The 25,059-nt window shown below is 63.1% G+C and carries 22 protein-coding genes and 1 pseudogene; 10 read left to right on the top strand and 13 right to left on the bottom strand.

Annotated elements, in window-relative coordinates; all coding sequences use genetic code 11:
• Positions 1-1,080 (top strand): BMP family ABC transporter substrate-binding protein, encoded by a 1,080-nt coding sequence (locus tag JQ629_RS09975; RefSeq protein WP_212412490.1) that lies wholly within the window; start codon positions 1-3, stop codon positions 1,078-1,080.
• 206 nt (positions 1,081-1,286) lie between these two features.
• On the opposite strand, the gene JQ629_RS09970 is transcribed toward JQ629_RS09975, so the two are convergent.
• The gene (locus JQ629_RS09970; RefSeq protein ID WP_212412489.1) at positions 1,287-2,636 is read right to left on the bottom strand and encodes an 8-oxoguanine deaminase; all 1,350 of its coding nucleotides are present in this window, start codon (positions 2,634-2,636) and stop codon (positions 1,287-1,289) included.
• Between the two features lie 142 nt (positions 2,637-2,778).
• On the opposite strand from JQ629_RS09970, the gene JQ629_RS09965 reads away from it, so the two are divergent.
• The 3 genes from JQ629_RS09965 (at position 2,779) to JQ629_RS09955 (ending at position 6,834) form a co-directional block, all read left to right on the top strand.
• Positions 2,779-3,612 carry an FAD binding domain-containing protein gene (locus JQ629_RS09965; protein ID WP_212412488.1) on the top strand — a complete coding sequence of 278 codons (834 nt, stop codon included), beginning with the start codon at positions 2,779-2,781 and terminating at the stop codon, positions 3,610-3,612.
• Complete coding sequence (locus JQ629_RS09960) at positions 3,609-6,335, top strand: molybdopterin-dependent oxidoreductase (protein WP_212412487.1); 2,727 nt, start codon at positions 3,609-3,611, stop codon at positions 6,333-6,335. Before JQ629_RS09965 ends, JQ629_RS09960 begins: the two co-directional genes overlap by 4 nt.
• Positions 6,336-6,555: 220 nt before the next feature.
• Entirely contained in the window at positions 6,556-6,834 is a 279-nt protein-coding gene (locus JQ629_RS09955; protein WP_212412486.1) for a hypothetical protein, read from the top strand.
• 17 nt (positions 6,835-6,851) lie between these two features.
• On the opposite strand, the gene JQ629_RS09950 is transcribed toward JQ629_RS09955, so the two are convergent.
• Entirely contained in the window at positions 6,852-7,118 is a 267-nt protein-coding gene (locus JQ629_RS09950) for a DUF3551 domain-containing protein (RefSeq protein ID WP_212268088.1), read from the bottom strand.
• Between the two features lie 219 nt (positions 7,119-7,337).
• Positions 7,338-8,180: a factor-independent urate hydroxylase gene (gene pucL / locus JQ629_RS09945; RefSeq protein ID WP_212412485.1), complete on the bottom strand. Its 843-nt coding sequence runs from the start codon at positions 8,178-8,180 to the stop codon at positions 7,338-7,340.
• Between the two features lie 179 nt (positions 8,181-8,359).
• Here pucL and JQ629_RS09940 point away from each other — a divergent pair, with 179 nt between their 5' ends.
• Positions 8,360-9,763: a nucleobase:cation symporter-2 family protein gene (locus JQ629_RS09940; protein ID WP_212412484.1), complete on the top strand. Its 1,404-nt coding sequence runs from the start codon at positions 8,360-8,362 to the stop codon at positions 9,761-9,763.
• Between the two features lie 108 nt (positions 9,764-9,871).
• Here the strand turns inward: JQ629_RS09940 and uraD are convergent, their stop codons facing one another.
• The 4 genes from uraD to JQ629_RS09920 all read right to left on the bottom strand — a co-directional run bounded on the left by uraD (position 9,872) and on the right by JQ629_RS09920 (position 13,140).
• The gene (gene uraD, locus JQ629_RS09935; RefSeq protein ID WP_212412483.1) at positions 9,872-10,756 is read right to left on the bottom strand and encodes a 2-oxo-4-hydroxy-4-carboxy-5-ureidoimidazoline decarboxylase; all 885 of its coding nucleotides are present in this window, start codon (positions 10,754-10,756) and stop codon (positions 9,872-9,874) included.
• Positions 10,757-10,764: 8 nt separating this feature from the next.
• The gene (gene puuE, locus JQ629_RS09930) at positions 10,765-11,703 is read right to left on the bottom strand and encodes an allantoinase PuuE (protein ID WP_212412482.1); all 939 of its coding nucleotides are present in this window, start codon (positions 11,701-11,703) and stop codon (positions 10,765-10,767) included.
• Positions 11,704-12,117 carry a DUF3830 family protein gene (locus JQ629_RS09925; RefSeq protein ID WP_192734938.1) on the bottom strand — a complete coding sequence of 138 codons (414 nt, stop codon included), beginning with the start codon at positions 12,115-12,117 and terminating at the stop codon, positions 11,704-11,706.
• A 153-nt stretch (positions 12,118-12,270) separates the two neighbouring features.
• The gene (locus tag JQ629_RS09920; protein WP_212412481.1) at positions 12,271-13,140 is read right to left on the bottom strand and encodes an aldose 1-epimerase family protein; all 870 of its coding nucleotides are present in this window, start codon (positions 13,138-13,140) and stop codon (positions 12,271-12,273) included.
• 195 nt (positions 13,141-13,335) lie between these two features.
• Between JQ629_RS09920 and JQ629_RS09915 the strand changes: the two genes are divergently transcribed.
• From JQ629_RS09915 to JQ629_RS09900, 4 genes are all read left to right on the top strand, one after another.
• A complete protein-coding gene (locus JQ629_RS09915; protein WP_212412480.1) occupies positions 13,336-14,409 on the top strand; it encodes an LLM class flavin-dependent oxidoreductase in 1,074 nt (357 codons plus the stop codon).
• A gap of 79 nt (positions 14,410-14,488) precedes the next feature.
• Positions 14,489-15,466 (top strand): NADPH:quinone oxidoreductase family protein, encoded by a 978-nt coding sequence (locus JQ629_RS09910; RefSeq protein WP_212412479.1) that lies wholly within the window; start codon positions 14,489-14,491, stop codon positions 15,464-15,466.
• Positions 15,467-15,476: 10 nt separating this feature from the next.
• On the top strand, positions 15,477-16,064 hold the full coding sequence (locus tag JQ629_RS09905) for a DUF2889 domain-containing protein (RefSeq protein WP_212412478.1): 588 nt from the start codon (positions 15,477-15,479) through the stop codon (positions 16,062-16,064).
• A 264-nt stretch (positions 16,065-16,328) separates the two neighbouring features.
• Complete coding sequence (locus JQ629_RS09900) at positions 16,329-18,629, top strand: hypothetical protein (protein ID WP_212412477.1); 2,301 nt, start codon at positions 16,329-16,331, stop codon at positions 18,627-18,629.
• 11 nt (positions 18,630-18,640) lie between these two features.
• On the opposite strand, the gene JQ629_RS09895 is transcribed toward JQ629_RS09900, so the two are convergent.
• From JQ629_RS09895 to JQ629_RS09875, 5 genes and pseudogenes are all read right to left on the bottom strand, one after another.
• Entirely contained in the window at positions 18,641-19,267 is a 627-nt protein-coding gene (locus JQ629_RS09895; RefSeq protein ID WP_212412476.1) for a pyridoxamine 5'-phosphate oxidase family protein, read from the bottom strand.
• Between the two features lie 118 nt (positions 19,268-19,385).
• Positions 19,386-20,621: pseudogene (locus JQ629_RS09890) on the bottom strand (SulP family inorganic anion transporter); the annotation flags it as partial.
• Positions 20,622-20,732: 111 nt separating this feature from the next.
• On the bottom strand, positions 20,733-21,635 hold the full coding sequence (locus tag JQ629_RS09885; protein ID WP_212412475.1) for a CHAD domain-containing protein: 903 nt from the start codon (positions 21,633-21,635) through the stop codon (positions 20,733-20,735).
• Positions 21,636-21,880: 245 nt separating this feature from the next.
• Positions 21,881-23,056: an NnrS family protein gene (locus JQ629_RS09880; RefSeq protein WP_212412474.1), complete on the bottom strand. Its 1,176-nt coding sequence runs from the start codon at positions 23,054-23,056 to the stop codon at positions 21,881-21,883.
• A gap of 382 nt (positions 23,057-23,438) precedes the next feature.
• On the bottom strand, positions 23,439-23,894 hold the full coding sequence (locus JQ629_RS09875) for a pseudoazurin (protein ID WP_212037497.1): 456 nt from the start codon (positions 23,892-23,894) through the stop codon (positions 23,439-23,441).
• Positions 23,895-24,102: 208 nt separating this feature from the next.
• Between JQ629_RS09875 and JQ629_RS09870 the strand changes: the two genes are divergently transcribed.
• Positions 24,103-24,801, top strand: a complete 699-nt coding sequence (locus JQ629_RS09870) for a Crp/Fnr family transcriptional regulator (protein WP_212037498.1) — start codon at positions 24,103-24,105, stop codon at positions 24,799-24,801.
• 33 nt (positions 24,802-24,834) lie between these two features.
• Here JQ629_RS09870 and JQ629_RS09865 read toward each other — a convergent pair whose 3' ends face one another.
• On the bottom strand, positions 24,835-25,041 hold the full coding sequence (locus tag JQ629_RS09865; protein WP_249134928.1) for a DUF1858 domain-containing protein: 207 nt from the start codon (positions 25,039-25,041) through the stop codon (positions 24,835-24,837).
• Positions 25,042-25,059 lie beyond the last annotated feature (18 nt).

Below are 25,059 nucleotides of genomic sequence, written 5' to 3'. Positions count from 1 at the left end.
ATGAAAAAGATTCTCATCGCGGCAACGGCAGCGGTGCTCGCAACCGGCGCAGGCCTCCTCAGCGCTTCCGCCGCCGACAAACTCAAGATCGGATTCATCTATCTCGGCCCGGTCGGCGATCTCGGCTGGACCTATCAGCATGACCTCGGCCGCCTCGAGATGGTCAAGGAATTCGGCGACAAGGTCGAAACCACGTTCCTGGAGAACGTCAGCGAAGGCCCGGACTCCGAACGCTCGATCGAGCAGCTGGCGCGCGCCGGCAACAAGCTGATCTTCACCACCTCGTTCGGCTACATGGAGCCGACGCTGAAGGTCGCAAAAAAGTATCCGAACGTGCATTTTGAGCACGCCACCGGCTACAAGCGCGACAAGAATCTGGCGACCTATTCAGGGCGGTTCTACGAGGGCCGCTACATCCAGGGCATCATCGCCGCCAAGATGTCGAAATCGGGCGTGCTCGGCTATATCGCCTCGTTCCCGATTCCCGAAGTGATCTCCGGCATCAACGCCACCATGCTCGGCGCGCAGACCATCAATCCCAACATCAAGGTCAAGATCATCTGGGCCAACACCTGGTTCGATCCCGGCAAGGAAGCCGACGCCGCCAAGGCGCTGATCGACCAGGGCGCCGACATCATCATGCAGCACACGGATAGCCCCGCCGCGATGCAGGTCGCCGCCGAGCGCGGCAAGCTGGCGTTCGGCCAGGATTCCGAAATGATCAAGTTCGGCCCGAAGGCGCAGCTCACCTCGACCATGAACAATTGGGGCCCCTACTACATCCAGCGCGTCAAGGCCGAGCTCGACGGCACCTGGAAGTCGGAAGATTTCTGGGGCGGCCTGAAGAGCAAGCTCGTCGTGATGGCGCCCTACACCAACATGCCCGACGACGTGAAGAAACTGGCAATGGACACCGAAGCCGCCATCATCGAAGGCAGACTGCAGCCGTTCAAGTGCCCGATCGTCGGCCAGGACGGCAAGGAAGTCGAATGCAAGGGCGGGACGCATCTCGACGACGGTCAGGTGCTGGGCATGAATTTCTACGTGAAGGGCATCGACGAGAAGATTCCGGGGAAGTGAAGGGTGGTCTCGGTTCACCTCTCCCCGCTCTTTTGCGGGGAGAGGTCGGATCGCCCTTGCGATCCGGGTGAGGGGCGAGGCACACGCTCGCAATTTGAACGCTTTTCAGAAGACAGCTTCGCAAGACAATCAATATCTGACCTGGGGAGAGAGCCCCTCACCCCAACCCTCTCCCCGCAAGCGCGGGGCGAGGGAGCGCACCGCCCTCACCCCACCTGCATCTTACGCGCGGCGGCGCTGTGGCGGCGGATCAAATCCGGCACGTCGAGGCCGGGGATCGCACCGTCAGTCACTACCCACTTGCCCGCGACCATGACGCGATCGGCGCGGTGCGCGCCGCACAGCACCAGTGCGGCCAGGGGATCGCCATGGCCGGAGAAGCGCAGCTCATCGAGCTTGAACAGCGCGAGGTCGGCCGCCTTACCGACAGCGATTTCGCCGAGCTCGGGACGGCCGATGCAGGCCGCCGAGCCCCTGGTGGCCCAGCGCAGCGCGTCCTTGTGGCTGACGCGGCCGACGCCGTAGCGTGCCCGCTGCAAGAGAAACGCGGCGCGTACTTCCTGCATCAGGTTGGACCCGTCGTTCGAGGCCGAGCCGTCGACGCCGAGGCCGATCGAAACCCCCGCCTCTTCCATCTCGCAGACCGGGCAGCAGCCGGAGGCAAGAGTCTGGTTACTGCAGGCGCAATGCGTAATCGCGGTCCTGGCCTTGCCCAGCCGCTTCATTTCCGTAGCGTTGAAGTGGATGCCGTGCGCCAGCCAGGTCCGCGCATTGAGCCAGCCGCACTGTTCGAGATAATCGAGCGGCCGGCAGCCATGCATCTGCTCGCAGAACTTGTTCTCGTCCTCGGTCTCGGCCAGATGGGTGTGCAGGCGGACGTCGAGCTTGTCGGCAAGATCCGCGGTCGCCCGCATCAGCGAGGTCGTCACCGAAAACGGCGAGCAAGGCGCCAGCGCGATCTGCACCATCGCATCCTCGCCGCGCTGGTGGTGTTTTGCCACCACGCGCGCGCTGTCGGCCAAAATCGTGTCCTCGTCCTGCACCACGCTGTCGGGCGGCAGGCCGCCATCCTTTTGCGAGCGGTCCATCGAGCCGCGCGTCAGCAGCACGCGAATGCCGAGGCGCTGCGCGGCGGCGACCTCGATATCGACGGCATCCTCGAGGCCGGCCGGAAACACGTAATGATGGTCTGTCGTGGTGGTGCAGCCCGACAGCAGCAGTTCCGACATCGCCACGGTGACGCCGAGATCCAGCGATTCCGGCGTCAGCCGCGCCCACACCGGGTAAAGCGCCTGCAACCACGGAAACAGCTCGCGATCGAGTGCCGCCGGCAGCGCCCGGGTCAGGGTCTGGTAGAAGTGATGATGGGTGTTGATCAGCCCGGGCAGTACGACATGGGCGCCGGCATCAAAGACGGCGGTATCTGATGTCGCGGGTTCCCGGCCGCGCGGCACCAGTTCGACGATCTTGCCGCCGCGGACCACAACGCCGCGCTCGGCGCCGTCGGCGAGAATGGAAAGCGGATCCTTGATCCATATCGCCTGCGTCTGGTCCATGATCCCACCTGATTTGCGGAGCGCCGTTGTGAACTTCCGCCTTCACCAATGCAAAGACCATCCCAACGGCATTGGCAATTGGCGCTGGTCTTGCAACACTTCATAATCGGAGATGCATCACCTTGAAAGCGTTAGCGTATCCATGGACCTGAACACCATCCGCGCCGTTGCACGTCCGACCACGCGGGACGAATTGCCCGTTTGGACGGCAGACGCCGCCTGGCTTGCCGGCGGGACCTGGCTGTTCTCGGAACCGCAAACCCATCTGACCCGGCTGATCGACCTCACCGATCTGAAATGGCCGGCGCTGAGCGTCAGCGAAACCGGCTTGTCGATTGCCGCGACCTGCACGGTGGCGCAACTCGATGCGCTTTCCTGCCCGCCGGAATGGACCGCCTCGCCGCTGATCAACCAATGCTGCCGTGCGTTCCTGGCCTCCTTCAAGATCTGGAAGACCGCGACGGTGGGCGGCAACATCTGCATGTCGCTGCCGGCGGGGCCGATGATCTCGCTGACCGCGGCGCTCGAGGGCGTCTGTATGATCTGGCAGGCCGGCGGCGGCGAACGGCAAATTCCGGTGGCGGATTTCGTCACCGGTGACCAGCGCAATGTGCTGGCGCCCGGTGATCTCCTGCGGCAGATCGATATTCCCCTAGCGGTGCTGAAGCGACGCTCCGCGTTCCGTCAGATCTCGCTGACGCCGGTCGGCCGTTCGGCGGCGCTTTTGATCGGCAGCCTGAGCAGTGACGGCGGACTGGCGCTGACCGTGACGGCGTCTACCGCGCGGCCCGTTCAGTTTTCCTTTGCGGGTGTTCCAGCAGCAAAGGACCTGCGCGATGCGATCCTGCAGCGTATCCCCGACGGCCTTTATCACACCGACGTCCACGGCAAGCCGATGTGGCGCAAGGCGATGACGCTGCGGCTGGCCGAAGAAATCCGCGGCGAATTGCAGGCGGTGCCAAGAGTGACGCCATGAGCATCGAGATCAATGGCAAATCATTCCCGGAATCCCCGCAGCCCGGACAATGCCTGCGCACTTTCCTGCGCGAGCTCGGGCATTTCGGCGTCAAGAAGGGTTGCGACGCCGGCGACTGCGGCGCCTGCACCGTGCTGCTCGATGGCGAGCCGGTGCATAGCTGCCTGATCCCGGCGTTCCGCGCCGCCGGTCACGCCATCACCACGATCGAAGGCCTTGCGCCCGACGACGGCATTCATCCGATGCAACAGGCGTTTCTCGATGCGCAGGGGTTTCAATGCGGCTTCTGCACGTCGGGCATGATCCTGACTTGCGCATCGCTGAACCAGGCGCAGCGGCAGGACCTCGGCGCGTCGCTGAAGGGCAATATCTGCCGCTGCACCGGATATCGCTCGATCGAGGATGCACTTGATGGCAAGACCAACATCGAGGACGCCGACGCGGGCACCGCGTTCGGCCGCAGCCTGCCCGTGCCCGCCGGCCCGCAGGTGGTGCGCGGCACGGAACGCTATACGTTCGATGTCGCGCCGGAGGACCTGCTGCATATCAAGATGCTGCGCTCGCCGCATCCGCACGCCAGAATCATTGCGATCGACAAGACTGCGGCGCTCGACGTCCCCGGCGTGCATGCCGTGCTGACGTCAGAAGACGCGCCGGATCGCCTGTTCTCGACGGCGCGCCACGAATGGGACTGGATGGACCCTGATGACACCAAGGTGCTCGACACCGTTGTCCGCTTCATCGGCCAGAAGGTCGCCGCCGTGATCGCCGACACCGAAGCCGCCGCCGAGAAAGGCTGCCGGCGGCTCAAGGTCGAATATGAAATCCTGCCTGACGTCATCGATCCCGCCGCCGCGATTGCCGCCGATGCGCCGGTGCTGCACGGCGACAAGACGAAAGAAAACCGCGTCGCCGACGCTGCCCGCAATATCGTGGCCGAAATCCATGGCGAATTTGGCGATGTCGCAGCCGCGCTGGCGCAGGCCGCCGTTACCTATGAGGGTAACTTCACAACGCAGCGGGTCCAGCACGCCGCGCTGGAAACCCATGGCGGCCTCGCCTGGGTCGACGCCGACGGAATTTTGAACGTCCGCTCCAGCACGCAGGTGCCGTTCCTGACCCGGCGCACGCTGGCCGACCTGTTTGATTTGCCGCCGGCCAAGGTGCGGGTGTTCTGCGAGCGTGTCGGCGGCGGTTTCGGCGGCAAGCAGGAAATGTTCGTCGAGGACATCCTGGCGCTGGCGGCGCTGAAGACCGGCCGCGCCGTCAAATTCGAACTGACGCGGGAGGAACAGTTTATCGCGACCTCGACGCGGCATCCAATGCGGGTCGCGGTGAAAGCCGGCGCCGACAGAAATGGAAAACTCACGGCGCTGCAGCTAGACGTGCTCTCCAACACCGGCGCCTATGGCAACCACGCCGGGCCGGTGCTGTTTCATTCGGTCGGCGAATCCCTCGGCGTCTACAATTGCCCGAACAAGAAAGTCGACGGCATCGCCGCCTATACCAACACCGTGCCTTCAGGCGCGTTTCGCGGCTATGGCCTGCCGCAAACCCTGATCGCGGTGGAAGCCGCGATCGACGAACTGGCAAAGCAGCTCGGCATCAGCCCGTTCGAGATGCGCCGCCGCAATGTGGTGAAGTCAGGCGATCCCATGCGTTCGCCGCCGGAATCCAAGTATCACGACGTGCTCTACGGCAGTTACGGCCTCGACCAGTGCCTCGACCTGGTCGAGGGGGCGATGGCCGCGGACGCGCCGAAGCCCGAACTGTCCGCGGACTGGCTCACCGGCGAGGGCATCGCCCTGACCATGATCGATACCGTGCCGCCGGCCGGGCATTTCGCCGAGTGCAGCATCTCGTTGCGCGGCGACGGCGGCTTCGACCTCACGGTCGGCACCGCGGAATTCGGCAACGGCACCAGCACCGTGCATCGCCAGATCGCCGCTTCCGCGCTCGCAACGTCAGCCGATCGCATTTCCTTGCGCCAGTCCGATACCGCGCATGGCGGCCACGACACCGGCGCCTATGGCAGCGCCGGCATCTTTGTCGCTGGCAATGCAACGCTGGCGGCAGCGGAGGCGCTGGCGGATCAATTGAAACAATTCGCGGCGTCCTTGCTGGGCGAAAACCCTGACGCCTGCGCGCTGGACAACCACGCCGCGGTCTGCGCCGGTCGCCGCACGCCCTACGCCATGCTCGCCGCGTCGGCGCAATCGCTCGGCAAAGTGCTGAGCGCCAGTGGAAATTCATCAGGCACGCCACGCTCGATCGCTTTCAACGTGCAGGGCTTTCGCGTCGCGGTGAACAAATTCACCGGCGAACTCAAGATCCTGAAAAGCGTGCAGGCCGCCGACGCCGGCCGCGTCGCCAATCCCCTGCAGTGCCGCGGCCAGATCGAAGGCGGTGTCGCGCAATCGCTGGGCGCTGCGCTCTATGAGGAGATGGTGATCGACGAAGGCGGCCGCGTCATCAATCCCAATTTCCGCGACTATCATCTGCCGTCGTTCGCCGACGTCCCCCGCACTGACGTGCTGTTCGCCGACACGTCGGACACGCTGGGGCCGATGGGCGCCAAATCGATGAGCGAGAGCCCGTACAACCCGGTCGCCGCCGCGCTCGGCAACGCCATCGCCAATGCCACCGGCATCCGCTTCACGGCGACGCCGTTCAAGCCGGACCGGCTGTGGCCGGCGTTGCATGAGAAGTTTGGGTCCGGGTGAAGGTGCACCTGTCAGCCCTGCGCGCATGACGTAAACCTGGCTGTGCGTCCGCGGATGGGCATATCTGCCCTTCGCGCATTCGCGGAATAGTGATCTGCCGGCAGCACGCTTTTTCGGGCGGCAATGCCTAGATGGCCCCTTGTGTAGAGCCATCCGGAGGGAGCGCCCGAAGGCAGCAGGTGCGGCCGCAAACTATTGCGCAAAAAAGCGATAATGGAGAATGATCATAACTGGACCCGGGACGCTGGTCGCGACAGCGCTGATGTCGATCGTTCTGGCGACATCTGCGCTGGCGCAGGAGCCGGCAGCTTATGCGGCACAGAATCCGGATCGGGATGTGCTGAATGGCGGCGTGCTCACGCCTGCAGGCAGACTGGCGCGGGAGCAACCTGGTGATGCGGCTGCCGCGCTCTATGCGCTGAACAGGGCCAACGCGGGATTGGGCAGCGCTGCGCCGTCAACCGGGGTCCAACGCCATCGACGTCGTTCGTTGCAGTGAAACGATGGCATGATAAATCAGTACGCGGGAGGATACGGCCGACGAGACGACCCGCGGGGCATTTGCGCGTTCGCAAAATAGGGATTGGCGAGGCACTGGGCGGAGAGACCCGACGCCGTCGCGGCGCACTGCTCCATCGAGGTAAAGCGGCAATCGATGTCGCTTCCTCCCCAGCGGTAGTTCTGGATACAGATCGGATAATTGCCGCCATACGTCTGGGCCGGAGCCGGCGCAGACGTCAGAACAGTGACGGCCGTCAGTATCATCAAAGCCGGAATGCGCATCGGAACCTCCATCGGGATTGACGTCACAGCATCAACCCACCGAACCAGACAAGCCATACTGCCGGCAGTCAATTCACATTCACGCGGGGGTCCGCGAAAGCGCCCTGTGTTGAATTCAGCAATGCCCACTATTCAGGGCGATTGAGGTAGATGGTGGGCACGGCGCAAGCGCGCCTTTGCCCACCCTACAGACTGCAGCGCGTCCGGGACGCGAGAGAATTATCCCCGACCCACCGTGCACTCGATCTGGCCGTGCGGTTCGTCGGTCGGCAGGAATACGTCGTTGTTGTTATCGAGCCCGAATGCCGACAGGTTCATCGGGATGAAGTGCATGTTCGGGCAGGCCATGCTGATCTCGGAAATCTCCGGCACCGCTGCCAGCGCCGCCTCGCCCATCCGGTAGAGGCTGTCCTGCACGCTCTTGCTGTAGGTCATCGAGAACACTTCGAGCACGGTGTCGAGGACCTTCCTGTTGGTCGCGGGATAGTTTTCAGGCTTGCCCGACCATTTCCACGACGCCACCATGCTGGTCGCGCACAGCCGGTCGGCGGTCGGCGGGATCGTGGTGTAGGCGTCCTTGACGTAATTCTCCCAGCCCGACTGCGTCGACTTCAGGAAGGCAAAGCCGTCGATGCCTGATGACATCGTGGTGACACCGCCGCGGACGGAAGAGAGCTCAACGGTGGGCTTGCCGTTGCTGTCGAGCACGAAACTATGCGGATGCGGCTTGCCGCCGAAACTGAGCCGGCTCCATTTCGTCTCGTGCACGGTCAGCGCGACGGAGGCTACTTGCGGATAGGTGTCGAGATATTTCGTCGCCAGCACCTGGCAAAATTCCTCGGTGCACAGACCGGTGTTTTCGCGCGCGATGACATTGACGACGTTCTTGATGGTGTCGGTCGAAACCGAAGTCGAATTGTCGCCATGGGTATAGGCAGGCGCAAAGTCGCCCTCGACCATCGCTTTGACGTTGAGCTGGCTGACCTCGTGACGGTCGCCGTCGCGATGGAGGCGCATCACGCGGACGCGGCCCTTCCCGTATCTGTTCCTGATCAGCGGCACGTGGAAGCCTCCAGTTCAGCCAGCAATCTTGCGGGACTATGGTCGCCCGATATGATCCAATATTGAGCAACGTTCGTGCCATTGAGCAAGTGCCGGGACTGGCTTCCGGGGGCAAGCTTTGGCACGGGCCTTGTAACGGTTCGCATGGGCCGGCGTGCCCGCGCCAGGGGGAGCCATTCATGACCACGACCACTGAAATCCATCCGGTCGACCAGACTCTGCCGGCGCCGCGGTTGCTGGCGCTTGGCCTGCAGCACGTGCTTGTCATGTATGCCGGCGCTGTCGCGGTACCCTTGATCATCGGCCGGGCGTTGAAACTGCCGCCGGAAGACGTCGCCTTCCTGATCTCGGCCGACCTGTTCGCCTGCGGGCTGGCGACCCTGGTGCAATGTATCGGCTTCCCCGGGGTCGGTATCCGGCTGCCCGTGATGATGGGGGTCACGTTCGCCTCCGTTGGCCCGATGCTGTCAATGGCCGCGGCGCCCGATATCGGCCTGCTCGGCATCTACGGCTCGGTGATCGCTGCCGGAATCTTCGGCATCATTGCCGCGCCCTTCATCAGCCGGCTGCTGCCGCTGTTTCCGCCCGTGGTCACCGGAACCATCATCCTGGTGATCGGCATCTCCTTGATGCGCGTCGGGATCAATTGGGCCGGCGGCGGCCTGCCGACCGTGACCAAGGTGATCGACGGCGTCCCCGGCGCTTTCCCGAATCCAAATTATGGCCAGCTTCAAGGGCTTGGCATCGCGCTGTTCGTGCTGCTGGTCATTCTCGCCTTGATCAAATGGGGCACCGGCTTCGTCGCCAACGTGGCCGTGCTGCTCGGCATCGTCGCGGGTGCGGCGCTCGCCAGCGTGCTCGGCGTCATGCATTTCGATAAAGTCACGGCGGCGCAATGGGGCGCGCTGGTGATCCCGTTCCGCTTCGGCATGCCGACATTCCACCTGGTGCCTGTTATCACCATGTGCATCGTGATGATCGTGGTGATGATCGAATCGCTCGGCATGTTCCTGGCGCTCGGCGAGATCACCGGCAAGAAAGTCGATCGCGACGCACTGACCCGCGGCCTGCGCGCCGACGGCGTCGGCACCTTCCTCGGCGGCATCTTCAACACGTTCCCCTACACATCCTTCTCGCAGAACGTCGGCCTCGTCAGCGTCACCGGCGTGCGCTCGCGCTGGGTCACGATAACAGGCGGCGCCATCATGCTGCTGCTCGGGCTGCTGCCGAAGATGGCCGCATTGGTCGAAGCGGTGCCGCTGGTCGTGCTCGGCGGCGCCGGGCTCGTGATGTTCGGCATGGTGGCCGCGACCGGCGCGCGGATTCTGGCGACCGTCGACTTCAAGAACAACCAGTTCAACCTGTTCGTGGTCGCGATCTCCGTCGGCTTCGGCATGATCCCGCTTGTGGCGCCGAATTTCTTCAAGAACCTGCCGCACGGTCTGCATCCGCTCCTGGAGTCCGGCATCCTTCTTTGTGCGCTGGTCGCGGTCGCGCTGAATGCGTTCTTCAACGGCCTCGGCGGCAAGGCGGCTGCGGAAGCGGATGCCGCGGCCACAGCGTCATCGGCGCAGCATGTGTGAGGACTGATGTAGGGTGGGCAAAGGCGCGTTTGCGCCGTGCCCACCATTCTTGCGCAAAACGAAGTTGGTGGGCACGCTTCGCTTTGCCCACCCTACGTCCTGCGTGACCTAACTCCCCCGATACGTCGCGTAGCTCCACGGCGTGACCAGGAGCGGCACGTGGAGATGGCCCTCGGGATCGCTGACCGAGAAACGTAACGGGATCTGGTCGAGAAAAGGCGGATCCGACATCGGCACGCTGCGTGCGGAAAAATATTCGCCGACGCGAAACATCAGCTCATAGCGCCCGATCGGGACCGGGCGGCCGCCGATCAGGGGGTGATCGGTGCGGCCGTCGCTGTTGGTGATTGCGCGCGCCACTACGCGGGCTTCGCCAAGATCGGACAGTTCGGTCAGTACCACCGAAATTCCCGCCGCAGGCTTGCCGCTGTGGGTATCCAGCACGTGGGTCGACAGCCGTCCCTGCACGGCCAGCTTGTCGTCCGCCGTCACCAGCTGGTCGAGACGCAGCGCCGCGATCCGATAAATTTCCGCGATCGAGACCTGCGTTTCGGTTTTGCTATCGTTCGGCAGCCGGCGCTCGAAATCACGCAGGATGGAATCCCGGGTCTGCCGGCGCGCACAGACGATGTAGGGGAAACCGAATTTTGCGCGATAGGCATTGTTGACGCGCTCGAACGCCTCAAATTCGGCATCCGACAACCGATCGAGGCCGACACTGTTTTGTTCGGCGTTGGATTCGGCCGTGAGCCCCGCGGCGCGCTGGGTCTTGTTGGCGAGATCCGGATGCGCCTTGATCAGCGCCAGGCGAATGTCGGCCGGTGCGCGATCGACCACGGCCTGCATCGCCTCGAACAGCGTTTTCAGGCTGACAAACGGCCGCGCTGCGGCCGCCTGTTCGGCGATCCAGGGTGAATATTCGAAGATATTGCCAAGCGTTTTGACGAACTCGTCCTTGCCAGCGAGATTGAGATCGGAAAGCTTCATCGGCATTCCCCGGCCTATCCGATCTCAGCGGCGCTCTCGGCGAGATGGCTGAGATTGGCGTGAAAATGCTGCGCGATCTGCAACCGCGTCGGCACCCAGACGCCGTCATGCTTCATGACGTAATCGAGGAAGCGCAACAGCGATGCAGCGCGGCCGGGGCGGCCGACGACGCGGCAATGCAGGCCGACCGACATCATCTTCGGCGCGGTCGCGCCCTCGGCATAGAGCACGTCGAAACTGTCCTTCAGATAGGTGAAGAACTCATCGCCGCCGCCAAAGCCTTGCGGGTTCACAAAGCGCATGTCGTTGGCGTCGAGCGTGTAGGGAATGACCAGATGCGGCTGCAATCCGCCCGCCTTGATCCAGTATGGCAGATCGTCGGCATAGGAATCGCTGAGGTAGAGCAGGCCGCCGGCTTCCATCAAAAGCCGCAGCGTATTGATCGAGGAACGTCCGGTGTACCAGCCGAGCGGACGCTCGCCGGTCGCCTCGGTATGAATGCGGATCGCCTCGGCGATTTCCGCCCGCTCTTCGGCCTCCGACATGTCCTTGTGTTCGATCCATTTCAGGCTGTGGCTGGCGATATCCCAGCCGGCCTCCTTCATCGCGGCGACCACTTCGGGATTGCGCTTCAGCGCGGTCGCGACGCCGAACACCGTGGCCGGCATCTTGCGCTCGGTGAACATCCGCCACAGCCGCCAGAAGCCGGCGCGCGAGCCGTATTCGAACATCGATTCGATATTGGCGTGACGTTTGCCGGGCCAGGGCTGCGCGCCCAGCACATCCGACAGGAACGCCTCGGAGGCGCGATCGCCGTGCAGGATGTTGTTCTCGCCGCCCTCTTCGAAATTCACCACGAACTGCACGGCGACCCGCGCATTATCAGGCCAGCGCGGATCGGGCGGATTGCGGCCGTAGCCGCGGAGGTCGCGGGGGTAGCCGGGCTCCGTCACCTAGATTTCCTCGAAGCGGATCTTCTGTGCACCCTTCCACAGCACGGTCTTGCCGAATGCGGTGAGGTTCTCAAGCCCCGAGGTCAGAGTGATGAAGTGGTTGCCGGCGAGCTGGCCCATCTTGCTGGCGAAATGCACGCCGCCATAGGCGAGCAGGATTTCGGTCTCGCTGATGCCGCCGGGATAGAGAATGATCTGGCCCGGCGCGGGATAGCTGGTGTGGTTCTCGTAGGAAACGCCGAAATCGAGATCGCCGAGCGGCATCCAGACCCCCTCGCCGCTCCAGCGGACATGGATCGCCTGGCTCTCGAACGGCATCGCCTTGCGAAAGGCGGCTACCGTCTTGGGCGCCAGTTGCTCTTCGAAACGGGCCTCAAAGGTGAAGTCGCCGGCGCGGACAATTAGTTGGCTCATCGATCTCTTCTCTTGGGTGGGGACAGGGTTCAGCCATATCCATTGCAGCCGGGAAAAGCGGAAGCAAGGACCATTCAACCCGGAAAATGCGGTTTGTTTGGCGCCCTGCCCCTAAAATCAGCCGAAAATGCCCGTCGATTGACGTTCGCAACCTCAACCCGCGCGTATCCGATAGCAGAGGCTCCGCTTCTCGCCCGGCGCAATCTGCATCAATCCGGGCTTGCCGGTGAATTCGCCGTCGAACTCCGACGGGCTGGCGAATCCATGCCAGGGCTCGATGCAGAGAAACGCCGCGCCATCAGGTTTCGACCAGACGCCGAGTTCGGAAAATCCTTCCCAGGACATCTCGATCGAAGGCCCACGATCGGCCGCATAGCGAACCGATCCGCTCGCGAGCTGGTCGATGATAACCGCATCGTCTTCGAACAGCCGCTCCGAAAGGGGGAGGCTGTTGCCGCGAACCGGAGACGGTTCGGCCTTGGCGCGCATCAGGCCGCCTGCCAGCCTGCGGATCGGCGCGGGCTCCTCGTCCGAGAAGGTGAGCGCGTAGGCTTCCTTTTCCAACCCAGGCAGCAATGGCCAGTTGAACGCCGGATGGGCGCCGATCGAAGCCGGCAAAGTGTCGTTGCCGGTGTTGGTGATGTCGAACGCCAGTTTCAGGCCGGCATTTTCAACGCTGTAGGTAACCTCGAGCCGGAACGCGAAGGGATAGCGGGCGCGCGTCGCCTCGCTGTCGACAAGCACCAGCTTGCAGGACGTCGCTCCCTGCTCCACCCACTCGAACCTGACATCCCTGGCAAAGCCATGCTGGGTCATCGGATAGGTTTTGCCACGGTGGCGCAGTTGATCATTCTTGAGGCGGCCGACGATCGGAAACAACAACGGCGAGTGGCGCGGCCATGCCGGCCCCGCCTGCCAAAGCAGCTCGATCCCTTCATTTCTCAGCGAGCACAGTTCGGCGCCATCGGCCTTGATGGTCGCCTCAGTCGCGCCGCTGCGAAGCGTATGCTTGTCCATGCTCATACTTCACCACGCGAGGTGCCCCTGCCCCTCTCATAAGTCATGGCATTGCCCCCAGCAACGGCGATGCCCTGGCGGCGTCATTTCCTGATGGCATGGTTGCAAGGCTGACACAGCTTCCGGCCCGTGAAGCGCTTGATTTCCCCTGTTGTTGCGCGTTTCATTCGGGCAACGAACAAATACCCCGGGGAAACAGCCATGCCAGCGAAAATCATCGGTATGATCGGCACCCAGCAGGAGGGCGTCGCGGTTCACCTGATCAAGGGCCAGATATCGCGCCAATGGGTGATCGATTTCACCCGCCTGCATGAGCAGTGGAACTATGATTCCGTGCTGGTCGGATATTACGCCTCGGCCGCCGAAGGTTTTGCGATCGCGCTTTATGCGGCGGATCATACCGAGCGAATAAAATTCCTGATCGCGCATCGCCCGGGCTCGGTGGCGCCGGCGCTGGCGGCACGGCAGATCGCGACCTTCGACCAGCTGACGCAGGGACGGATGTGGCTGCACGTCATCGCCGGCACCAGCGACCAGGACCAGGCCAGCGAAGGCGACTTCCTGCCCAAGAACGATCGCTACCGCCGCGCCGGCGAGTATCTCGACGTCATGCGCCGGATCTGGACCAGCGACAGCCCGTTCAATCACCAGGGTGAATTCTATCGCATCGAGGGCGCGTACAGCGATATCAAACCGTTTCAGCAGCCCTATCCCCGTCTGTTCTTCGGCGGCTCCTCGGAGGGCGCGCTGGAAATGGGCGCCGCGCATTGCGATGTGTTCGCTATCTTCGGCGAGCCGCTCGCCGAGACGCGCGCCCGCGTCGATGATTTCCGCCGTCGCGCCGCCGCGTTCGGACGGCGCGCCGATTTCAACATGTCGCTGCGCCCGATCATGGCGGAAACCGAGGGCGCCGCCTGGAACAAGGCGCATGCGCTGCTGGCGGATGTCGAACGCAAAACGGGCGAAGCGCCGAAGCCGAGCAACCATTCCAGCGAACGCCTGCTGGGCTATGCCGCGCGCGCCGACGTGCATGATGAGCGCTTATGGATGGGGATCGCGCGCGCCACCGGCGCGCCCGGCAATACGTCCTGCCTGGTGGGAACGCCCGAACAGATCGCGGCTGCGGTGCTCAGGTATTACCGGCTCGGCATCCATTCGTTCCTGCTGCGCGGATTTGAGAATCCGCATGACACGATGGCGATCGGCCGCGACCTCATTCCCCTGATCAAGGCCGGTGCCGAGCAGATCGACCGGCAGGCCGAGGCGGCCGAGTAGCGTTGGCCCTCAGAATCTGCAAACACATCAAGATGCCGGGTCACTGCACGGCGCCAGGAAAGACTTTGGGACCAATTGCATGAAAGCCGTGGTGGTCGAGAATTACGATTCGATTGACGGCATCTCCATCAAGGAGATGCCGATGCCCGATATCCCGCCCGGCGGTGTCCGCGTCAGGATCGGCGCCGCTGCCATCGGCTTCGTCGACGGCTTGAAGGTGCAAGGGCTGTATCAGACCAAGGACCCGCTGCCGTTCGTGCCGGGCACGGAATTCGCTGGCGTGGTTGACGCTGCCGCAGGCGACGTCGCCACGTTCAAGCCGGGCATGCCCGTGGTCGGCATGGTCAGGTCCGGCGCGCTCGCCGAATACATCTGCGTGCCGTCAGCGGCGCTGAAGCCCTTGCCGCCAAAGATTGCCTTCGAGGCCGGAGCGTCTTTTCAGGCCAATTACCTGACCGGACTTTACGCACTGGATGCGCGCGCCGAACTGCGCAAGGGCGAAACGCTGCTGGTGCTGGGCGCCGCGGGCGGCGTCGGCATCGCGGCTGTGCAACTCGGCAAGCTGATGGGCGCGAAGGTGATCGCGGCCGCATCGACGCATGAGAAGCGCGAATTTGCCAAAGGATACGGCGCCGATGAAACGATCGACTACACCAAGGCGGACTGGCGCGACGCGCTTAAGGGCCTGACCGGCGGCAACGGTCCGGACGTTATCTTCGACCCTGTCGGCGGCGAGGTGGCGCTGCAGGCGTTCCGCTCGATCGCCTGGCGCGGACGGCACCTCGTGGTCGGATTTGCCTCCGGCACCATTCCGGCGCTGGCCTTCAATCTGCCGCTGCTCAAGGGCGGCGCCCTGCTCGGCGTCGATCTGGCGCAAATCCAGAAGCGCGAGCCGGAAACCCATACCCGCCTGATCGCACAATTGTTCGACTGGCTCGCGTCCGGCCAATTGAGCCCCGTGGTCGGCAAGGTCGTGCCGTTCGAGAATTTCCGCGAGGCGTTCAAGACCATGCAGTCGCGATCCGCGCTCGGTAAAATGATCGTCAAATTCGCCTGAGGACAGCAACATGCCCCAAGACAAGGCCGCCGACGGAACCGGGCGTCGCCTGATGCATACGCGAACGGTCGAATGCAACGGCTACATCAGGGAGGACGGGCTCTGGGAAGTCGAGGCGCGGCTGGTCGACGTAAAACCCTTCACGCAAGCCGCCGACAGCTATCGCGAGGAACTGAAGCCCGGCGATCCCGTGCACGACATCCGCCTGCGGCTCGCGATCGACGACACGATGAAAATCCACGAGGCCGAAGCGACCATGGCGGCGACGCCCTATCCCACCTGCATCGATGTCGAGCCGACCCTGCAGCGGCTGGTCGGCGAGAGCATCGGCAAGGGCTGGCGCGAGGTGGTCCGGCGGAAGATCGGCCGACTCGAGGGCTGCACGCATCTGTCGGAGCTATTGGGCCCGGCCGTGACCACGCTGTTTCAGACCATGTCGTACGGCAAGGATCCGGAAGGCCGAGATTCGATGGACGAGCAGCGCAACTCCGGTGAACGGCCGTTCTTCATCGGCGGCTGCTATTCCTGGCGCACCGACGGCCCCATCGTCGCCGACAAGTTCCCGCAATTTGCGACCAAGCCGGCCGCGCGGGATTAGGGGATTCGGACCAGGCAGAAACGCGTCCAACAAGAGCCGACGCGACAATCCGGCGCAGGTCCTGATCACGCAATTGCAATCCCCTGCTGCGTTGCCTTGTGAAGCCACGCGCTTGACAATGCGCTAACCTATGGTTGTCTTTCCCCATTTGATAGCCGTTTCTTGATTTTTGCGAAGTCGCGAACGGCGTTTTTGCAAAGGTACCGCGCTTGAAGCAAAGCGCCCGTCCGGCCGTTTCTCGCTCCTGGCGCGCGGGGGGATCTCATGTCGAGGCGTTTTGGAATTGGATTGCTGATCGCCTGCGTGATGGCAGTGGTGGTCCCGGTGCTGCTGGTCCTGGGTATCACGAGCTACTTTCACAGAGACATGATCGATTCCATCTACAAGAATGTCGAAGACATCGCTGACGCCACCGAGATGCCGCCGACTGTTACTTCCTTTCAATCCAGTCCGGAGGTCGTCAGCACCATTGGCGGCAGCGGCGAAGGGCTGAACTGCAGCCTCCCCGGCCTGGCCAACATGTTCTTCGACGACATCAAGAACCAAGGCGGCCGCCACGGCCTCGTGCTGCAACGCTTCCGGCAGGCATGCGTCTTTCACGATCTTTGCTATCGCCATGGCCTCGCCACCTATGGCTACAACCAGAACGATTGTGACCGCATCCTGCAGAACGCCGCGCTTCGGCTCTGCAATGTCTGGAATCCGATCGACAGAAAACGCTGCCAGACCGAATCAAAAATGGTTCTGGCGGGTGTCAGCCTGGGCGGCTCGGACGCCTATCGCGCCTGGGACCGGTCGACCTATTTCGAGTTTGAGCCGGATCCCTCGCGATCCAGCAGATTTTTGGTCAGCCGGGTGGTGGATCATCCTTTCAAGTCTGTCGATCGCGACAAGTACAAGGACGATCCGGATCAGGTCATTCTGACTTTCGACAATGTTCGGTCCAACCTCACCGTCACCTGTCTCAACTGCAAGGACGCGCCTGTTCTCAAACCGACCAACGACCGATACGATCTCAGCGCCGAGCTCCGATCGGTCGGTATCAAGCGGATTCCGGACGATCTGCTCAAGAGGGGCAGTTCGAATCTGTCTGATACCAATGCGGTTTGGCTGCCACCTCGTCGCCGTCACGCTGCACCACATCTGCTGGTCGATGGTGCGGGCAAAAATCGTCTGATCTGGATAACCCGGAACAATTCGGGAGACACCATGACCTGCATGGTGATGGGGGATGCGGCGAAGCTGCTGACCCACACGTTGCCGGAGCGGGACCTCTGCTCCGAGGAGGCGGATTCACAGCTTTCCATGGTTGAAGCCGACATGTTCTCGACGTCGCCGCTTCCCATGGAAATTCCGGCACGAAGTCCGAAGGACAACATATTCGCAACCGCAATCACCGTGAAGTCGTTCAGGCGCGACCTGGGCTTCTGTTCGCGGTCCGCATCCAGAACCATCGATCAAAAGGCAGGGGACGACGACAAAGCCAAGTGCATTCGCCTGGACGATGTGAAGATTTTTGAAGGTGCCGGGCTGGGCGCCTTTCAAAACTTTGCAATTGTGCGGCCGGGTCAGCTCGTCCTGTTCGCCCGCGATGTTGCGTTGGCTACGGCCACGACTTCGGCATGGACCCGGTTTTCTCAGAATATCTGGGGCGTCAAACACTCGCCCAGTGGCGTCATGCTGGTGATCGATGTCGCCGCGCCGTCCTCGGAAAAAGGGCCTTTGGCGCCCAAGATCAGGAAAAAGGTCAAGTTCAACATCGAGGACCGCTTTGATCCGATGATGCCGATCACGCGGCGAAGAGACGATCTGCGCTTCCTCAGCCTGGAGACCACGGACAAGGAGGTCGGCGTCCGCATGATCGACTTCGCCAAGGAGAACCCTGCGGTCGGCGACGTCAGACTTGAGATGAACGGAAGCAAGGTAAACTTGCATCGATCCTGGGCATCGCGGCCCGCGCTTGTGCTCGAAACACGCGAACCAAGTCCGAAGACCAAGCTTGTCTTCTCTCGCGGAGCGATAGCGGCCGACCCGCACGAATCCTTTGACGATGAACCTGACATCGCCGAACCGTCAAATCGTCCCTTCAACGCCACGAAGCCGCAAACAGAGTCGCTGGCTCTGGAAACGCTGATATTCGAACGCGACGCGGCCTCCTCCGCCGATAAGCCATTCGTGAAGACGAGCGCCGCGACCTGCATGGTGAAGTACACGTTCAGGCGCCACGAAGAATTCCTGTGCTATCGCAAGTTCGATCCACAACGCCCGATGCGGGCATCGCCGGCGGCCAGAATGCAGGCATCCCAGCTGCTGGTCGGACGCTTCGCCGGGCACGACGGATACGGCATCGCCTTCCCGGAGTTTTGCGCGAGTGGCCCTCCCATTATCCTAAGGCAGAACGGCGACGGCACCTTCGTGCCGGAGGAGGGCTCGACCGGCGGCGCAGGCACCTTCACACGCCAGGTCACGTGCAAACCGCTCGATTCGAACGCGTATGTCGGCGGACCAATCAAATCCACGCCGGATATGACGATCTCGGCCGCCGACTGGCCGTACCAGCCATAAACGGCAACCGGTCAGCTCTCGCGCCGCCCCGTCTTGACGACCTCCGCATGCGGATCGCCGGCGGGCAGGATGTCCCGGATGTAATCGCGGCCCTTCCATTCCGGCGGCGGCGGAGGCCCCGCGCCTTCGCGGGGAACGTAGGGCGACGGATTGGCGCCGGCGAGGTCCGGCACATAGCGCGGGCAGTTCGGATAGATTTCGCACTCGATCCGCACCACGAGTTGCGCGCCGTAATGCCGGCCGATCGCCGCCGCGTCGTCGAGGATAACAGCACGGCCGTTGATGCGCATACGCCGGCTCTTGCCGTCGAAGCGCACGAACAACAACCCGACATTCGGATTTCGCGACAAATTGCCGAGCGTCCGGTACATCGAATTGCCGTCATACTCCGGATACTCGATGATGTTGGGGCCAACGATTTTCACGAAACCGGGATCGCCCGACTTGATGTTGCAGTCGACATAATCCGCAAAGGAAGTACCGATGAAGAAGAACGGCGAACTCTCGATCAACGCCTTCTCGTCATCCCAGAACTCATAATGCTTGCGGTGCCGTTCGATCGCCTCGGCCACACGCCGCCCGTCGAACCGGTCCTGCAGTTCGCTCATTCCCTCGTGATAGAACGCCCGCTGCCACATCGATGTCGCTCCCTCTGTTGCCCTGGGAAGTGTAACGCCGATCGCCGCTGGCGGCCAGCCGCGCTGGTGTTCAGGAATTGCCGCGCGATCGCATGACGCGATCATAGACCGCGAACGCCGCCGCCAGCGCACAGCCGGCGATGATGCCGACCGTAAGGTCCTCGATCAGCGTGAGGCCGAAAGTGGCGAGCAGCACGCCGGCACCGCGCCAATCGTGCAGCAGATCAAGGAATTCTTCCTTCTCCGCCATGTTCCAGCACACCACGACCAGCACGCCCGCCAGCGCCGGCAGCGGGATGAAGCTTGCCAGCGGCGCTGCGACCACCATGAACACAAGCACGAACAGCGCATGCATCATGCCGGAGACCGGGCTGACGGCACCGGCGCGAATATTGGTGGCCGTGCGCGCGATCGTTCCGGTCACGCAGATGCCACCGAACAGTGCGGAGGCGACGTTGGCGACACCCTGCGCCACGACTTCCATATTGTAGCGGTGCTTGCGCCCCGTCATGCCGTCGGCGACCTTGGCCGAGAGCAGGCTCTCGACCGCGCCCAGCAGCGTGAAGGAGAGCGCGGCCGGCAACACTTCGAGTACGGACGCGTAGGAGATCGATGGCAACCGGGGTCCCGGCAATCCGTCCGGCAGCTGGCCAAAGCGGCTGCCGATGGTCTCGACCGGCAAGCCGAACAGCCATGCCGCCACCGACGCGAGCGTCACCGCGATCAGCATGCCCGGCCAGTTCGGCGCTATCAGCCGCAGCAGGAAGATCAAGGCGACCGAGCCGATGCCGACCGCAAGTGCGGCCGCGCTGATGGTCGGCAGCGCCTGACCGAGTGCCGCAAGCTTGGGCAGCAACGGTCCGGGTTCGACACCGCCTAATTTCAGGCCGCCGAGATCGCGCAGCTGGCTGGCAAAGATCGTGACCGCGATGCCGCAGGTGAAGCCGACGGTCACGGCGTGCGGAATGTAGCGAATGAGCGCGCCAAGCCGCAGCAGGCCGATCAGGGCCAGCATGAACCCGGAGAGGAAGACGGTCAGCAACAGGCCTTCCAGGCCGAATTTGGTGACGGTGGCCGCGACCAGCACGATGAAAGCGCCGGCCGGGCCGCCGATCTGATAGCGGCTGCCGCCGAGCGCCGAGACTAAAAAGCCGCCGATGACGGCGGCATATAATCCCCGTTCGGGCGAAACCCCCGAGGCGACGGCGATCGCCATCGACAGCGGCAGCGCCACGATCGCAACCGTCAGCGCCGCCAGCATATCGCGGCGGAGGTGGCCAAGATTGTATCCCTCGGCCAGCACGGTAGCGAGTTTCGGACGATAGGTATGGGCCGTAGCGGAGCCGTCAGGCATTGCGGGTAAGCCGATCTGGACTTGGGCATCATAGCCGAGGACCGGATACGGGGCCATGCGCGGAAAAGGCGTTTCCTCCGCAACTTTCGTTTGATCCGGATCAAACGCCGGTCAGCATGCCCCTGCGTCCTTGAGACCGCGATAGGCTGATATCGCGGCGCTCCGCAACCTTTGCCTTTGCCGGCTATAGCCCGGTGGCCGGCGTTGGCCTGGATTATCGCCTTGAGCCGACAGTCCGAGCCTTGCGAAGCGCTTGAGATCGCGAAGATCGCCGAGCGTGCGTTGCAGCTGCCTCGCTGGCTTGTGGACGTGACGGAACTCGCCATCGCCGAAAACCGGGACGATGCCCGTCAGCGCCTCCAGCATGTAGCGAAATCGCTTCGCCCTGATCCGCAGCCGGTGACGATCTGATGCGCCGAGGGCTTTGAGCCGCCGGCCTTTGCGGATCAGCCGCCGGCGCCAGCGATTGAGCTCGCGCTTGCAATAGGCCTTCAGCGGCCTTGCGGACTTGCGGCGCAGCATCCGCTCCCAACGCGGGAGCCATGACCCGCCCCCGATCCAGCCGGACATCGCCTCGATCAGGTCATGAAATCGCGGAGAACGCAGGCAGCGAACCATCCGGCGATGATCGCGCGTCTGATGCGCATCGAGATCCTCGCCGATCATGCGTTGCGCCCAGTCCCGGTACCGTTCGCGGCGTGCATATTCCACGACCACGTCGCTGTCGCGCGCGGCGCCGAGCGAGCCGTTCAGCCATGCAAGCTCCTTCTTCAGGCGCCGCCATTCCGCATCGACCACGATCGAAGCGAAGAAGAACACGGCGGACCGCAGCCGGGTAATGGCAACACGAATCTGATGCACGGCTTCGGCATCGCCGGCGCAGGCGCTGCTGTGATGCAGCCTGACCTTGCCGACGCAGTCCAGCGCGATTTTCTGGAACGCGGTCGCGCAATCGAACTGAATCGCCGAAGCGGCCTTGCGCAGGCCCATTTTGGTTTTGCCAGCGCCCTTCATCTGACACGCCCGATGGCGGGCCGAGCATAGAGGCTGCCGCTCCGCAAAGGTTTCATCCCCGTCACGCGCTCCGGTCGAACTCGCCTAACATGGCCTGACCCGTCGCACGGCGCCAGCCCGTACGGCCGGCCAAAAGCAGGCTGCGGCTTGCGGAAATGATCACCGCAACCGTCAAGCCGGGATAGAGAGTTTTGCGTCAGGCCAATCAGCAGTTGAGATGCCTTACGTCGTTCGGCCTATCGCTCCTAGAGCCGGCGTGGCGACCAGAACGCCACCGAGTAGATTACGGCAAATCCGAGAAACGCCGCAGCCCAGGCGATACCGGCAGCCACCAGCAGCGGACCCGTGTGGTCCGTTTCCAGCACGGCGCAGACCCGCGCGAGGGCGGCGATAATCACCGCAGCGTAAATCAGCTGTGTCGCCGGAGACGCTTGGAGCCGCTGTCCGGTATGACCGAGCGTTGCCCGGCTCATCACCGCCAGTGTCATGGTGCCGATCGCTCCTCCCGTCCACGCATGGATTCCAGCGCTCGGCGCCACGAGGTCGAAGGCGCTGAGCGCGGTGAGGATGAATCCCGCCGGGACGAACGCATAGGCAACGTGCAGGATCAGCACCAGCCGGTCGGCGAATGTCCGGTATCCGGTCCAGCGCACAAGCCGGATCAGGTGCATGCCGCCGCAGACCAGCAACAATCCGCCGGTGGTCCGGTCCAGCGGTCGCACAACCCAGAACAGGAGGACGAGCACGCTCAAGGCGATGGTCGCGACATCGAAGCGGCCGAACGGCGCGGGCATCTGGCCGGGAGTTCGTTTTGCCAGCCAGTTGCGGGTGAAGCTTGGGATGATCCTCCCGCCGATCAGCGCAATGAGGCCGATCACCACGGCGATGCCGCCACGGGTGGTGTATTCGGCCAAGCCTTCGAAATGCGCCTCCAGATGAAACGCCAGATTGCCGGCGGCGAGCAGGCTGATGATGGCGACGATCATGAGATTGCCCCACTTCTTGCCCGCAATGATCTCGCGCGCGGCGGAAGCCGCCAGCAGGATGAGAAACACCGAATCGATCGCCGCGGCCGGCGCCCAGCCAATCCAGGCCGATATGCTGACGGCAATTCGGCCTGCAACCCAGGTCGAGAACAGCAGGATCAGCGGCCTGCCCTGCAGCGGCAATCTGCCCGTCCAGTTCGGCACCGCTGTGAGCAGAAAACCGGCGATAACGGCCGCGATATATCCGAACAGCATCTCATGGACATGCCAGTCCCGGGGCGCGAACGCCGTGCTGAGCTGCAGCCGACCGTAAAACACCGGCAGCCACATCAGAATGATGGCACCAGCATAGACGGATCCGAAAAAGAAGAACGGCCGGAAGCCATACGAAAACAAGGCGGGGCCTCGATAATCTCTCAAGCGCGATACTGACATGATTTGGACCCTGCTCCGGCTGTTGCTGGCCGCACCCTAGCCGGCGCGAAGCGCGCCCTCTTTGTCGAGGCGCAAAGACGACGGCCTCGCCCAGGCGTATTCGCAAGAAGGTTCAGCAAAATGGAGATAGACGATGCGAATCTTTGCGCGACTACGGACGGGTTTGGGACGGTTGCCGATTCAGCCTCAGGACGACTCGAAAACCACTCGCGACGGGACAGAAATGGCTGCGACTGCACCATCCAGTTCCCCTACAGCCGAAATCATGTGCTGCGGCCATTGTTCAGGCAACGCCGAAGGGCACATTTCGGAACTGCCAGGCGCGCGATAAAACAAGGAAAGCGGCCGACAAGGCCGCTTTCCTTTCTTTCATGCCATCAATTTATTTCGCTGCCGTCTTTGTCGCGGCAAGCTTTGCGAACAGCGCGGCAAATACCTGTTTGGCTTTGCCGACCTGAGGCACGGCCTTGGCCTGCTCCTCGTTGGCGGGCGTCCCCACCACGATCATCGCCACCATGCCCATGCCGTAATGTGGCGCGCATTTGACGCCATAGATCCCGGCCTGATCGAATTTGGCGGCGACATCCTCACCCATCTTTCCGATGAAGGTGACCCCGCCGTCCGGCAGCATGCCTTTGATGGTCTCCGCGTTATGCCCCTTGTCGGTCGACACGAACTTGACGGTATCGCCCGGCGCAACCTTTACCAGGGCCGGCTCGAAAACCATCAATCCTTCGGTTCCCTTGTTGAGCATCTTGACTTCGACTTCGGCCGCCGTTGCGCCACCGGCCACCGCCATGGCTGCGGCCACCACGGCCATTACCAAATATCTGCGCATCCTGATCTCCTGTCGATCGGTCGGGTCTCCATTCGGACCCCATCGCGCCTTCTAGTCCCCAATCGCAGGGCGGAACTTGTTTTAGCGCAAGCTCCCAGCCGATTGTCGCGGTATGATGAGGCTGCAGCGCCGGTCACGCCAAATGACGGCGGCCGATTGCCACCCGTAATTCTCACGTCCGATTTCAGAACGGCATCCGGAACCTCCCATGGCCCCCCTCGACCGTTCAATTGTCGCAAATGTCCCGATCTTCGCCTCCTTGAGCGCCGACGATCTCGACGCCATCCTGTGCGACGCCCGATCGGTCAGATATCCGAAAGACAGCAGCGTATTCGACCAGGGCGGCGAAGCTCATTCGTTCTTCGTTCTGCTGCACGGCCATCTACGGGTTGAAAAGACCACGCCGCAGGGCCAGCAAATCGTGGTTCGCTACGTCTCGGCGGGTGAATTGTTTGGCGTCGCGCAGGCGCTGGCGCTCAAAAACTATCCGGCAACTGCGATTGCGGTCGTCGACAGCGTGGCCTTGTCGTGGCCATCGGCGCTGTGGCCGCAGCTGACCGCGAAGTTCCCGGCGCTGGCGGCAGGCGCGTTGCAGACCGTCGGCAGCAGATTGCAGGATACGCAGGACCGCGTCCTCGAAATGTCCAGCGAACAGGTCGAGCAGCGCGTCGCGCATGCGCTGCTGCGCCTGGCCAAGCAGGCAGGCCGCAAGGTTGAGCATGGCGTCGAGATCGATTTTCCGATCAGCCGGCAGGATGTCGCCGAGATGACCGGCACCACCCTGCACACCGTGAGCCGCATTCTCAGCGCATGGGAGCAACAGGGGCTGGTCGAGGGCGGACGACAGCGCATCGTGCTGCGCGATCCCCACCGACTGTTCGAAATCGCGGAAGGCCAAGGCAAATAAGATCGACCGGTAAGATCGGCAACTAGGACCCGTTCAGGCTTGAACGACGGCGCGCAGTGCCGTCAGGAACGCACCGCCGTCTACCTCGTGCTCGCGGCTGGCTTCGTCAATCGAGTGGAATGTCGCGATCGGGCAGCCGACGCAGCCCATCCTGAAATCCATGAACACCCGTATCGAAGCAGGCCAGCGGTTCATCACCTGGTCGACCATCATGTCAGGCGTGGGCATGCTCTTTTTCATGCTGCCAGCCTAGGCACC

This window comes from Bradyrhizobium sp. AUGA SZCCT0222 (genome assembly GCF_018130205.1).
In the GTDB taxonomy this organism is placed as follows: domain Bacteria; phylum Pseudomonadota; class Alphaproteobacteria; order Rhizobiales; family Xanthobacteraceae; genus Bradyrhizobium.
The sequence above is the reverse complement of the archived record's forward strand: the minus strand, read 5'-3'. Positions and strand labels throughout refer to the sequence as shown.